The organism is Streptomyces sp. NBC_01198 (assembly GCF_036010485.1).
Lineage (GTDB): Bacteria > Actinomycetota > Actinomycetes > Streptomycetales > Streptomycetaceae > Actinacidiphila.
Genome location: NZ_CP108568.1, coordinates 4,841,636 through 4,854,032 on the forward strand (window position 1 = coordinate 4,841,636; position 12,397 = coordinate 4,854,032).

The 12,397-nt window shown below is 73.2% G+C and carries 11 protein-coding genes; 3 read left to right on the forward strand and 8 right to left on the reverse strand.

What is annotated here, in order from left to right; genetic code table 11:
• Nucleotides 1–179 precede the first annotated feature (179 nt).
• The 3 genes from OG702_RS21670 to OG702_RS21680 all read left to right on the forward strand — a co-directional run bounded on the left by OG702_RS21670 (nucleotide 180) and on the right by OG702_RS21680 (nucleotide 2,373).
• Nucleotides 180–1,019, forward strand: a complete 840-nt coding sequence (locus OG702_RS21670; RefSeq protein ID WP_327290568.1) for a helix-turn-helix domain-containing protein — start codon at nucleotides 180–182, stop codon at nucleotides 1,017–1,019.
• A complete protein-coding gene (locus tag OG702_RS21675; RefSeq protein WP_327290569.1) occupies nucleotides 995–1,213 on the forward strand; it encodes a DUF397 domain-containing protein in 219 nt (72 codons plus the stop codon). The genes OG702_RS21670 and OG702_RS21675 overlap by 25 nt, the downstream gene beginning before the upstream one ends.
• Nucleotides 1,214–1,314: 101 nt before the next feature.
• Nucleotides 1,315–2,373, forward strand: coding sequence for a DUF3533 domain-containing protein (locus tag OG702_RS21680; protein WP_327290570.1), 1,059 nt, complete (start codon nucleotides 1,315–1,317; stop codon nucleotides 2,371–2,373).
• 116 nt (nucleotides 2,374–2,489) lie between these two features.
• Here the strand turns inward: OG702_RS21680 and OG702_RS21685 are convergent, their stop codons facing one another.
• The 8 genes from OG702_RS21685 to wrbA form a co-directional block, all read right to left on the reverse strand.
• Nucleotides 2,490–3,536, reverse strand: a complete 1,047-nt coding sequence (locus tag OG702_RS21685) for a rod shape-determining protein (RefSeq protein WP_327290571.1) — start codon at nucleotides 3,534–3,536, stop codon at nucleotides 2,490–2,492.
• The gene (locus tag OG702_RS21690) at nucleotides 3,533–4,000 is read right to left on the reverse strand and encodes a DUF7144 family membrane protein (protein WP_327290572.1); all 468 of its coding nucleotides are present in this window, start codon (nucleotides 3,998–4,000) and stop codon (nucleotides 3,533–3,535) included. The genes OG702_RS21685 and OG702_RS21690 overlap by 4 nt, the downstream gene beginning before the upstream one ends.
• A gap of 227 nt (nucleotides 4,001–4,227) precedes the next feature.
• Nucleotides 4,228–4,443 (reverse strand): dodecin, encoded by a 216-nt coding sequence (locus OG702_RS21695; RefSeq protein WP_327290573.1) that lies wholly within the window; start codon nucleotides 4,441–4,443, stop codon nucleotides 4,228–4,230.
• 125 nt (nucleotides 4,444–4,568) lie between these two features.
• Nucleotides 4,569–6,245 carry an LppU/SCO3897 family protein gene (locus tag OG702_RS21700; RefSeq protein ID WP_327290574.1) on the reverse strand — a complete coding sequence of 559 codons (1,677 nt, stop codon included), beginning with the start codon at nucleotides 6,243–6,245 and terminating at the stop codon, nucleotides 4,569–4,571.
• Nucleotides 6,246–6,526: 281 nt separating this feature from the next.
• Nucleotides 6,527–7,927 carry a glutamate decarboxylase gene (locus OG702_RS21705; RefSeq protein WP_327290575.1) on the reverse strand — a complete coding sequence of 467 codons (1,401 nt, stop codon included), beginning with the start codon at nucleotides 7,925–7,927 and terminating at the stop codon, nucleotides 6,527–6,529.
• 85 nt (nucleotides 7,928–8,012) lie between these two features.
• On the reverse strand, nucleotides 8,013–10,253 hold the full coding sequence (locus OG702_RS21710; protein ID WP_327290576.1) for a polysaccharide pyruvyl transferase family protein: 2,241 nt from the start codon (nucleotides 10,251–10,253) through the stop codon (nucleotides 8,013–8,015).
• Nucleotides 10,250–11,521 carry a hypothetical protein gene (locus tag OG702_RS21715; protein ID WP_327290577.1) on the reverse strand — a complete coding sequence of 424 codons (1,272 nt, stop codon included), beginning with the start codon at nucleotides 11,519–11,521 and terminating at the stop codon, nucleotides 10,250–10,252. Before OG702_RS21715 ends, OG702_RS21710 begins: the two co-directional genes overlap by 4 nt.
• A gap of 189 nt (nucleotides 11,522–11,710) precedes the next feature.
• The gene (wrbA, locus tag OG702_RS21720) at nucleotides 11,711–12,331 is read right to left on the reverse strand and encodes an NAD(P)H:quinone oxidoreductase (protein ID WP_327290578.1); all 621 of its coding nucleotides are present in this window, start codon (nucleotides 12,329–12,331) and stop codon (nucleotides 11,711–11,713) included.
• Nucleotides 12,332–12,397: the final 66 nt, after the last annotated feature.

Below are 12,397 nucleotides of genomic sequence, written 5' to 3' on the forward strand. Positions count from 1 at the left end.
AGCGTGGGGGCTGCCGCCTACGATCGACAGAGGTGGGGCATTGCCCCCTCCGACCGGCACGACGCTGCCGCCGTCCGGGCGTGTCCGTCACGCTCCGCCAGCGCGCGGCCGTGCTGAACGGCTCGGCCAGGCGGGCATTGCCTGGCCGTCAGGCAAGGGAAGTGGGTGCGTAGCTTCGCATGGACGGCAACGGGGATGACGGCCTGTCAGCTCGCGCGGTCTACCGCAACGAGCTGCTAAGGCAACGGGAACGCAGCGGCTGGACGCTCGCCGAGCTGTCCGAGCGCACGAAATACGACGGGTCGTATCTGCAACGGCTCGAAAAGGGCGGCCGGTTGGGCTCGGTCGATGCGGCCGGGATGCTCGACCGTACGTACGGCACTGGGGAACTCCTCTCCCACCTGTGGCGGTTGGCCAAGCGGGAGGCGGGCGCGAACAGATACGAGGGATTCAGCGAGGTGGAGGCCGAAGCCACCGGGATCCACGAATTCAGCGTGAGTACGGTCCCGGGCCTGTTGCAGACGCCTGGATACGCCGAGACGGTGCTGCGGTTCGACGGACCGGCAAGCGAGGAGGTGCTGGCGGAACAGGTGCAAGCCCGGATGGCGCGGCAGGATCGCCTCACCGGCCTCAAGGCCCTTCAGTACCGGGGACTGCTGGACGAGTCGGTGATCCACCGGCCGGTCCCCGACTCGCAGGTATGGGGCGATCAGCTGGCACACCTCGTGCAGGTGGCCCAGGAGCCGAACATCTCCTTGCAGATCGTGCCGTTCGGGATCGGTCCGCACGCGCTGGTCTTCAACGCGGTCCAACTCCTGTGGCTGCCCAGCGGGCGTACGGTCGCGTACTTCGAGAACATCTGGAGTGGCCAACTGGTCCAGGAAATCGAGGACGTGGAGCGGCTTCGGTTGGCCTACGATCTGCTGAGGGATGCCGCGCTCTCGACTGCCGACTCCCTCGCACTGCTGCGGACCACGCTGGAGGACCACACGTCATGCGCAACTCCACGCCAGACCTGAGCACCGCCATGTGGCGCAAGTCGTCATACAGCGGCAACTCGAACCCCGACAGCTGCATCGAGGTCGCCGACGGCTTCTCCGGCCTGGTCCCGGTGCGCGACTCCAAGGACCCCCAGGGCCCCGCCCTGGTCTTCCCGGCCGACAGCTGGGCGGCCTTCGTGGCCGCTGTGAAGGGTGAGCACTTCCGGATCTGACGCCGGTTCGGGGGCGGACCCTGCGGGCGGCGGACACGTTCCGTCGCCGTGAGGTGCTTCTATGGTCACTCAGCGCTGTCGAGTCACCGCGTGGAGTTGCCATGGCCGAACCGTCGACCCCTTCGGATTTCCGGCCGTCCAAGGGCTTCGCCCAAGAGGTGAAGGACGCGGTGAGCCTGCGGGCCACCATCATGATCCTCGGGGTGCTGATCCTCGAACTGGCCTTCGTCGTCTCCTACATCGGCGCCTTCCACTCGCCGAAGCCCAGCCGGATCGCGCTGGTCGTGGTGGCTCCCGCGCAGGCGCAGTCCGCGCTGGTCGGGAAGCTGAACGCGCTGCCCGGCCGGCCGCTGTCCGTCAGGCCGGCCGGGAGCGTGGGGCAGGCACGGGCGATGGTGCTCGACCGCCGTGTCGAGGCCGCACTCGTGGTCGCGCCCGCCGGCGGTGCCGACCGGCTGCTGGTGGCGTCGGCCGCGGGACCGGCGGGGGTGCAGTCGCTGCAGCTGGTCTTCCAGAAGGTGGAGGGCCCGGGCCGGCTGGTGATCACCGACCTGCGGCCGCCGACTTCGGCGGACGGGCGCGGGCTGAGCAGCTTCTATCTCGTTGTCGGCCTGATCATCGGCGGCTACCTGGCGTCCGCCGCCCTCGCGATGTCGTTCGGGGCGCGGCCGGCCAACCTGCACCGGACGCTGATCCGGCTGGCCGCGCTCGCCGTGCTGTCGGTGCTGTCCGGGCTCGGCGGGGCCGTCATCGCCGACCTGGTCTTCGACGCGCTGCCGAACCACTTCGCGCCGCTGTGGTGGATCGGGGTGCTGATCACCTTCGCCGCGGCCGCGGCCGGGATGGCCTTCCAGGTGCTGCTGGGGCCGCTCGGTATCGCCGTGTCCGTACTGATCTTCGTGGTGCTGGGCAATCCCAGCGCCGGCGGCGTCTTCCCCGCGTCGCTGCTGCCGCCGTTCTGGCGGGACATCGGCCCGGCGCTGCCCAGCGGCGCCGGGGTGACGCTGGTGCGCAACTACGTCTACTTCGGCGGCCACGACACCTTCACCGCCTGGTGGGTGCTGTGCGCCTGGGCGGTGGGCGGTGTGCTGCTGAGCTGTGTGGCGTCCCTGCTCCGCCAGGTGCGATTCGGCCTCCCCGGCCGGCGCCGTACGGCCTGACGCCCCCGGGCCCGCCCGTACCGCCCACCGGTGGAACCCCGCCCCGGGGCGCGGCGGGAGCTGACACGCCGAGGGCGGCCCGGGCGCGTCACCCGGGCCGCCCTCGTGAGGGTGGTTCAGACGGTCAGGGGATCGAGCAGGAGGGGGCGGACGCGGCCCTCGATCATGGCGCCGAGGCCCTGGACGGCGACCACGTCGGGGCGGTCGGCGACGTGCACGGGCATGCCGGTGGCCTCGCGGAGCATCAGGTCGAGGCCCGGCATCAGCGCGCTGCCGCCGGCCAGCATGATGCCGCGGTCGCCGAGGTCGGCGACCAGGTCGGGCGGGCACTGCCGGAGGACCCCGGTGATGGCGTCGAGGACCGCGGTCAGCGGGGTGCGCATCGCGTGCCTGACGCCCTCGGTCTCGACCAGCACCGAGCGGGCCATGCCGCTGATGACGTCCCGCCCGTGCACCTCGGTGGTGGGGGTGCCGCCGGTCGCGGGGGCGCCGAGCATCTGGTGCAGCGGGCGCACCGACTGGCTCGGCAGCATCAGCTCGTGCGCGTTGCGCAGGTGCTGGACGACCGCCCGGTCGATCGCGTCGCCGCCGACCGGCACGGTCTCCGCCGACACGATCGAGCCGAGCGAGAGGACCGCGACCTGGGTGGTGCCCGCGCCGCACACCACGATCATGGTGGCCTCGGGGTGCTCCACCGGCAGCCCGCAGCCCACCGCCGCGGCGATCAGCGTGTCCACCAGCTCGACCCGGCGCGCGCCGAGCCCGTACAGCGTCTCGACCGCCGCCCTGCGGGCGATCGGCTCGCTGCCGTGCGGGGTGCACACCGCCGCCCGCATCATCGGCACCCGGAGCCTGCGGCGGCCGAGCTTGTCGCCGAGGATGTGCCGCAGCATCCGCTGGGCCATCGCGATGTCCACCACCGCGCCACCCGCGACCGGACGGACGACCCTGATGTGCTCGGGGGTGCGGCCGGCCATCTGCTCGGCCTGCGCGCCGACCGCGATGAGCGCGCCGGTGCGGATGTCGACCGCGGCCACGCTGGGCTCGTCCGCGACCACCCCACTGCCGCGCAGGTAGACCCGGGTGCGTGCGGCGCCCAGGTCGACCGCGACCGTGCAGCGGCGCAACTGGTCGAGCGTGGGGTTGGAGGGGAAGCCGATCACCGCATGCCTCCCTGCTGGTGGCTCCGGTGCGGGTGGTAGCTGGCCAGCGACCAGATCACGAACAGGTCGATCGCGATCATGATCACCGACCAGACGGGCTGGTAGGGCAGGAAGATGAAGTTCGCGATGATCTGGATCGAGGCGATGCCGATGCCCGCGAACCTGGCCAGCGGCACGCCCAGCAGCAGGCCCATGCCGATGAATGCCGCGATGACGCCCAGCACCAGGTGGATCCAGCCCCACGCCGTCACGTTGAAGTTGTAGGCGGAGCCGCCCCGGGTGATGACGTAGACGGAGTCCTTGGCGATGCCGACGATGCCTTCGAGGACCGCCAGGACGCCGCCGACCAGGAGCAGGATCGCCGCGAAGACCGTGCCGCTCGCCGCCCAGGCCTCGCGGTCGGCGTCGTGCCCGGAGTGTCCGGGTCCGGTGGGCGGTTGCGCGGAGGGGGTGGATCGGCTCATTGCGGCTCCCGAGTCTGCAGCAGACGGCGGGAACGGAACGAACCCGTACAAAACCCGCCTTGACGACAACATGATCTGACGATCAGTCGGATAATGCGAGCAGGACTGGGCCGTACGGGAGTGCGCCATGCGAGGGTTTCGCGCCGCCGGTGCTGCGCCATGCGGGGGTCCCGCGCCGCCGCCGTCGGGCGGAGCCGCGCGGGCGGCGGGCGCGGGAAGGGGCGGGACTACTCCCCGGACTCCAGGCGGAAGCCGACCTTGAGGCCCACCTGGTAGTGCTCGATCTCGCCGTCCACGATGTGCCCGCGCACCTGCGTCACCTCGAACCAGTCGAGTTCGCGCAGGGTCTGTGCGGCACGGCGGATGCCGTTGCGTACGGCGTCGTCCACGCCCTCCTTGGAGGTGCCGACGATCTCCGTCACCCGGTAGGTGTGCTCGGCCATGGCGGACTGCCCTTCACTGGGGGTCGGGTTGCGTCTCCCACGGTGCCGCAGAGCGGGCCGGAACGCACGCGGACCGACCGCACGAGCCGCTGCGGCCGCCGGGCCGCACTCGGCCGTTGTGGCCGTCACCGCCGCCGGTAGCAGACGGTGTACGCCAGCTTGGGGTAGTAGTCCGGCTTCCAGGTCGCCCAGGCGTCCGTGCCGCAGAACTTGGCGTTGTTGTAGGTGGGCGTGCGGCCGGTCACCACCACGTTGGCGGAGCCGCACGACGAGGCGTGCAGCGACGGGCGGGTGGTCGTGCCGGTGAAGCGCATGCACTCGTGCTGGGTGGCGTGGCCGGCGTCGTCCGGGTAGTTCATCGTCAGGCAGAGCGTGACGTCGAGGTCGGACCGGCCGCCCACGGTGAAGTGCTCCACCCAGTCGTTGTCCCGCAGGCTGTTGCAGCGGCTGCCGTCCGTCGTCCCGGTGTAGCGCTTCTGCACGGTGAAGGCGCCGTTCTGGCAGTCGATCCCGTTCCACGCGCTGTCCGCGCTGGTGCCCCACACGCAGTCGCCGGGGACGGCGTGGTAGGCGCTGCCGTGGTCGTACAGGTAGCTGAGGCACAGCACGAGGTTCTGAGCCGGGTAGGGCACGTTCCAGGAGTCCTCTGGGACGTTCGCGCAGCCGCCGGTGTCGGTGGTGCCGTGCAGCACGTCGACCACCTTGAACGTCCGCGGCGCGCAGCCGGTCGGCCGGAGGCCGGCGGTCTGCGGGGCCCCGGTGTCGTCGAAGCAGTCGCCGGTCGCCGCGGTGCCGATCGGGTCCTGCGTGGCCGAGGGGGAGTCGGACGGGTCCTGCGAGCCGTCCGGCTGGTCGCCGCCGTCGCCGCCGTCGCCGCCGTCGCCGTCGTCGGTGGGCAGGGTGCCCGGCAGTCCCGGGATACCCGACACCGCCACGCCGGGCGGCTGCGCCCCGAAGGAGTCGTGCGAGCCGCCCGCGGACAGCACGAGGACGGCGATCACCGCGAGCCCCACCGCGGTGGCCACCACCGACGCCGGGACGTCCCGCCACCACGGCCGCGGGCGTACCGGGGGCAGCAGCACGGCGCCGGGCACCGCGGTGGCGTTCAGCCGGCCGACCAGGTCGGCCAGGGTGGGCCGGGCGGTCGGCGACGCGGCGAGGCAGTCGGATATCAGCTGCGCCAGGACGGGTTCGGCGACCACCGGCGGGCCCGGCTGCCAGCCCGCCGGGGCGGCGGTCGGCGGGCGGCCGGTGGCGGCGAAGTGCAGCACCGCGCCCAGGGTCCACACGGCGTCCGGGTCCGACCGCCCTGCGTCGCCGTGCGCCAGGCGGGTGATCCCGAAGGGGGAGAGCCGCGGGCCGTCCGGCGTCATGACCACGGCGGACGGTTCAAGGCCGACGAGGGCGGCTCCCGCCTCCCGCACCCCGACCAGGGCGCCGGTCAGCGCCACCGCCAGCTCACGTATCCGGTACGGCGGCAGCGGCCCGCCGCCGGTGACGGCCGAGGCCAGCGTCGGCACGTCGGGCCCCGCGGTGACCAGCCAGGGCGTCGGGCTCTCGGTGTCCGCGTCGACCGGCAGCACGAACGGCCCGGCGACGCGGCGGGTGACGCCGACGTCGGCGCGGAAACGGTCCCGGAAGCCGGGGTCGGCCGCCAGGTGCGGATACGGCACCGTGACGGTGACCAGCGGTCCGGCCGGATGCCGGCCCGCGTAGGCCTGCCCCAGCTCACCCGCGTCGAGCCTGCCCACCAGTGCGTACGGGCCGACCTGTGCCGGGTCGTCCGCCCTCAGCGCTTCCATCTCCCGCAACCCCCGTGTCCCGCGCCCAGCCGCCTGACGGCGGGTCAGCGCACCGCGGTGGCCACTCTGGCACTCCGCCACCCCGCCGCGCCACCGCCCCTGCGGGGCTGCCCACCACCCGCCGGCAGTGTGGCGACGGACGGCCACCACCCCAGGGGCGCGGGGAACGGCGCGACCAGCCCCCACCGGGGGCGCGGGTCGTCACCGGCCCGGAGGGGCTGTTCGGTTCGTGCCGGACCACCGGCCGGTGGGTGGTTGCGCGTGACCCCCCGTGGAGCGGGTCAGTGGTGGAAGGCCGTCGCCACGGACTCGGGGCGGTTCAGCGGGTGCGGCTGGCGGCGCAGTTCGGGGAGGAGGGTGGCCAGATCGCCCATCAGGAGATCCGCCAGGTCCTGGGAGAAGCCGTTGCGGCACACCACGCGCAGCACCGCGAGATCCTGGCGGTCGGCAGGGAAGGTGTAGGCGGGCACCAGCCAGCCGCGCTCCCGGAGCCGGCGGGAGACGTCGAAGACGTCGAAGGAGGTGACGTCGGGCGCGGTGGTGACCGCGAAGACCGGCAGCTCCTCCCCCCGGGTGATCAGCCGGAACTCGTCCATCTCGGCGAAGCGCCCGGACAGCGACGTCGCAACGTCCCTGCTGCTCTGCTGGACCGCCCGGTAGCCGTCCTTGCCGAGCCGCAGGAAGGAGTAATACTGCGCCACCACCTGCGCACCCGGGCGGGAGAAGTTCAGCGCGAAGGTCGGCATGTCGCCGCCGAGGTAGTTCACCCGGAAGACCAGCTCGTCGGGCAGCGCGTCGGCGTCGCGCCACAGCGCCCAGCCCACGCCGGGGTAGACCAGCCCGTACTTGTGGCCGGACGTGTTGATCGAGGCGACCCGCGGCAGCCGGAAGTCCCAGATCAGGTCGCGGTCGAGGAAGGGCGCGATCATCCCGCCGGAGGCCGCGTCCACGTGCACCGGGATATGCGTACCGGTGCGCTCCTCGTAGGAGTCCAGGGCCGCGCAGATCTCCGCGACCGGCTCGTAGGACCCGTCGAAGGTCGAGCCGAGGATCGCGACGACCCCGATCGTGTTCTCGTCGCACAGCGCCAGCGCCGCCTCCGCGTCCAGGTGCAGCCGGTCGCCGCGCATCGGCGCCAGCCGGGCCTCGACCTCCCAGAAGGCGCAGAACTTCTCCCAGCACACCTGCACGTTCGCGCCCATCACCAGGTTGGGCCTGGCGGTCGCCGGGTAGCCCTTGGTGCGCTTCATCCAGCGCCGCTTGAGCGCCATGCCGGCGAGCATGCACGCCTCGGAGGACCCGGTGGTCGAGCAGCCGATGACCGCGCCGGGGTCGGGCGCGTTCCACAGGTCGGCGAGGATCGACACGCACCGCCGCTCCAGCTCGGCCGTGCGCGGGTACTCGTCCTTGTCGATCATGTTCTTGTCGCGGCACTCCTCCATCAGGACGTCGGCCTGCGGCTCCATCCAGGTGGTGACGAAGGTCGCCAGGTTCAGCCGCGAGTTGCCGTCAAGCATCAGCTCGTCGTGCACCAGCTGGTAGGCGGCGTGCGGTGTCATCGGCCCGTCCGGCAGATGGTGCTTGGGCGGCGCGGTGTTCATGCCGCCGACCGGGTCGGCCTCGCCGAAGAACGGGTTGACCGACATCACCCGCGGACTGCCTGAGCCTTTGTGCAGTGACATGCCGGTCACGATACGTGCGCCGCCACCGCTTCGCCGGGTGCCGGGCTGACCTTTCTTCGCCCGGCCCCGTGGGCGGCCCGGCCGGTCAGTCCAGCGGGCCGCCCACCAGGGTCCGCAGGTCCGCCGCGTTGGCCTGGGTGACCTTCCACAGCTCCTGCTGGCGGCCGTGCACGTCGGCGACCGCCGCCTCGTGGTCGTCGAGCACCGCGAACGCCTTCTCGGTGAGCAGCGCCCCGAGCCGCCGGTCGTGGACCGACACGCCCCACTCGGGCCGGTCGATGTCGGCCAGGAAGTACGCCATCTTCGGGTGCGAGATGAGGCTGACGATCGGGGTGCCGCAGCCGAACGGGATCATGCTCGCGTGCCCGCGCATCCCGATCACCAGCTTGGTGCGGGCGTAGACGTCCAGGATCCGCGGGTTGTCGAAGTCGTACATCGGGACCACCGGCAGCGAGATGCCGTGCTCGCGGCGCAGGTCGAAGACGACCCGCTCGTCCTCCTGGGCGTGCGCCACGCACCTGACCTCGGCCCGGTCGCCGATCCTGCGCACCGCGGCGGCGAGTTCGGCGAGGAAGTGGCCGTAGTCGTGGCCGAAGCGCAGCCCGGCGCGGTCGTAGGCGGCGTTGAACAGGACGGTGTCCTCGCGGGACGCCGGGTCGCTCCAGCCGCCGACGAGCTGCCGGGTCACGGTGGTGGGGCACGGCTGGAAGCGCACCCGGTCGTGCAGGTGCGCGGGCAGCAGCGCCCGCACCTTCTCGATCGACCCGTGGTTGCGCAGCCCGAAGAAGGCGGACTTCTCCACCAGGGTGCGCAGCGCCGTCGCGAACCGCCGCTGCCGGTAGGACTGGCCGTCGAAGGCGTTGAAGCCGACCGCGTAGACGATCACCGGCACCTCGACCCGGCGCAGCACGTCGTCGCTGACGTTCCACTGCCAGGCGCTGTTGCCGTTGGGCGCGGTGTCGGGGATGAACAGCCCGCCGCCGCCGACGACCAGCGCCCGGCGCGAGTTCGCCTCGGCGAGCGCCGCCTCGCCGAAGAGCCGGTGGGCGTGGACGGAGTGCCAGCGGCGCGGGCCGGTCTCGGACCCGAACGCCAGCCGTACGGACTCCGGCAGCAGCTTGTCCCCGGCGTTGCCCTGGTGCGGCATGTAGAAGGCGACATGGGCGAGCTGCTTGCGCGGCGCACCTTCCTTGTCGGCCTTCGCCTTGGACTTCGCGCCGCCTGCCCGGGTCGCGGCGGCGGGCGCGGTCATCACCCGTACGTTGTTGCTCGGCGCGTGGCCGGGGTCCGCGTCCAGGCCGGCCAGCGCGTACTGCTGCGCCTTCTCGTCGTCGCCCAGCACCCACTCGATCTGCGCCAGCCGGGCGAAGGCCGCAGCCGCGTGCTCGGGCACCGCGGTCGCGACCCGCAGGTGGGTGCGGGCCTCGGCGTAGCGGGACACGCTCATCAGCGCGTGCCCGTAGACCTCGTGCGGCCAGGCCGCGTCCAGCGGCAGCCGGACGGAGGCCATCAGGTCGACGGCCTCCTGGTAGCGCCCCGCGGCGATGTGCGCCGCCGCGACCCGGCGTGCGGTCGTCGCGTCGCCGGTGCGCGTGACGTGCGGGGTGCCGAAGTGCACCAGCAGGTCAGGGTGGGTGACGCCCTTGGCCCGCAGATACGCGGCCGCCATGTCCGCCGCAGGGACGTCCTCCGGGGCGCAGGCCGGGGCGAAGGGGGCGCCGTCCAGCTCGGCCAGCTCCGTACCGAGTACGGCCCGCAGCAGGGCGAGCGCGGGCGCGTCGGGGTGCGGTCCGGGGGTGGCGGCGGGCCCGGCCGCGGCCAGGCGGGCGCGGAAGGCATCGGTCAGCAGGTCGCGCTGGACGACCAGCGCGCCGGGGGCGGGCGTGGCCGCCGCGCCCGTACGCAGCGTCAGCAGCTCGCCGAGCGGGCCGGTCACCACGGTGTCGGCGCAGAAGGCGACGACGGTGTCGTAGCCGCGGACGCCGAGGACGGCCAGCAGCGGGTGGCCGTCCAGGCCGCCCGGTTCGGCCGGTTCGCCCGGTTCGCCCGGGCGCAGGTCGGCGCGGGGGTGCAGGGCGCGGATGCGGTCGGCCGCGGCGGCGGGCAGGGCCGCGTCGTGCAGCACGACGAAGTCCTCGCACACCCCGGGGTTGGTCAGCGCCAGGCTGCGCAGCAGCGCGAGGAAGCCGGGCAGCCGCCGCTCGTCGACGTACGCGGCGAAGGCGAGCCGCCGCTTGCCGGTCAGCGCGGCGGCGGAATGGACCTCGGATGAGGGGTCGGCGGCGGAAGGGACGACGGGGTCGTGGGGGGCGGCGGCGGTGCTCATCGCAGTGCGATCACCGGGCCGGTGACGTGCTGGGCGCGTTCCATGACCCACGCTTTCTCGCTGGTGTAGTCGGACGGCGTCGCGATGTGCGACGCCTCGGGCAGCCGGTAGGGGTCGGTGGCGAAGAAGTCGAAGCCGATCAGGTCGAGGCGCGGGCTGACGTCGAGGAAGTCGAGCAGCCACACCATCTCGAAGCCGCAGGTCAGCCGGGGCGGCCACAGCGCCGGGGTGAGGCCGCCGACACCCCGCACCGGGCGGCGGAGCGAGTCGTCGCCGGTGAAGCGCTGCGCCCCGGGCACCAGATGCGTGCGCAGCGCCTGCCGCCAGTCGTCCGGCTTGTCGCAGAAGACCAGCCGGGTGGTGACCTGCCGGTCCCAGTTGAGGGCGCCGCGGTGGCCGGTGACGTGGACGTCGGTGCGTTCACCGGTCGCCGCCGGGTCGAGGACGAAGGAGCTGAAGCGCACCACCAGGTCGTACGCGTCGATGTCCGCGCCCAGCGCGCCGCCGCGTACGGTCCCCGAGTTGGCGACCAGGCAGACCGAGCGGCCCGCGATGAGGTTGCGGAACTCGCCGATCCGCAGCCGGCCCGTACCGCCGTAGAGGGGATCCGCGACCGGCGGGCGCAGCCGGTGCCTGCGGCGGTCCGCGTAGAGCCCGACGACGGGGGCGAGGCCGGCCGCCGCACCGCCGGCGCCGCCCGGCGCCGTCAGCCGGTCGTCCAGGTGGCGCTCGACCGCCGACTCGAAGGCCGGCAGCGGCCCGGCCGCCAGGGCGGCGACATCCGGGGCGGAGCCGTCCAGGGCGCGCAGCACGTCCTGCCGCCAGCGGTGGTCGGCGCGCAGCGCGCCGATCCTGGCCGTCACCTCGGCCGCCCCCGCGGACGCGGCGTCGGTGCGCTCCAGATAGCCCTCGAAGGCCGCGACGGCCGCCGGCAGGTCGCCCGCCGCCTCCAGCGCCCGCCCGCGCAGCTGCCAGGCCGCCCGGGAGCCCTTGCGCCGGGTGAGCACCGCGTCGGCCGCGGCCAGCGCCAGCGGCGGCAGGTCCCGCGTGAGGGCGGCGCCGCCGAGCGCGAGCAGCGCGTCGGTCAGGTCGGCGTCGGCCGCCTCCCGTACGGTGGCGGCCGCGGCGGCCATCTCCGGGTCGCCGTCGCCCGCCTCCTCGTACAGCCGCAGGCAGTCGGCGGCCGTCGTCGCCCCCGCCGGGGTGCGGGCGGCGGCCCTGCCGGACGTGCCGAATCCGAACAGGCGCCTGCCGAGCGTCTTCGTCATGGTGCTCCAAGCGTCAACAGCCCCGGATACCCGTGGTTGAGCCTGAAACATTAGGAGAGGACGGCGGAAACCCCGATGGTCGCCGAGTGAACAGCCGGCGTCAGGCGGCGGAACGTATTCCGCCGGATGACCGTCGAAACAACGAAGTGCGGGGCGGCGGGCCTCGGCGGGGGCGGCGGTCCGGCCGCCTCAGGTGCCCGCGGCCAGGCCGGTCTTGAGCGCCCGGGTGAAGCGGACCACCCGCTGGGTCTGCACCCGCGCCGCGGTCAGCGTCTGCTCCCCGACCGGGATGTCACCCTGCCCGGCGACGTGCGAGGTGCCGTACGGGTTCCCGTCGATGAACTTCGACGGGTCGGTGTAGCCCGGCGTGACCAGGATGCCGCCGAAGTGGTGGATCGTGTTGTACAGCGCCAGCAGCGTCGTCTCCTGGCCGCCGTGGGTCGTCGCCGACGACGTGAAGCCGGTGTAGACCTTGTCGGCGAGCTTGCCCTCCAGCCAGAGCGGGCCGAGCCGGTCGAGGAACTGCTTGAGCTGGCTGGTGATGTTGCCGAACCGGGTCGGCGACCCGAAGATCACCGCGTCGGCCCACTCCATGTCCGCGGCCTCCGCCTCCGGGATGTCGGCGGTCGCGTCGATGTTCGCCCGCCAGGCCGGGTTCGAGTCGATCGCGGAGTCCGGCGCCAGTTCGGCCACCCGCCGCAACCGCACCTCGGCGCCGGCCTTCCGCGCGGTGTCCGCGATGGAGTCGGCGACGGTGGCGATGGTGCCGGTGGCCGAGTAGTAGATGACGGCGACATTGACGTCGGCCATGGGCGTACCTCCTGCGGTGTCGGGGCGAGCTCAGCCCACCCCGACATTACGCCCATTCCGGGCGCG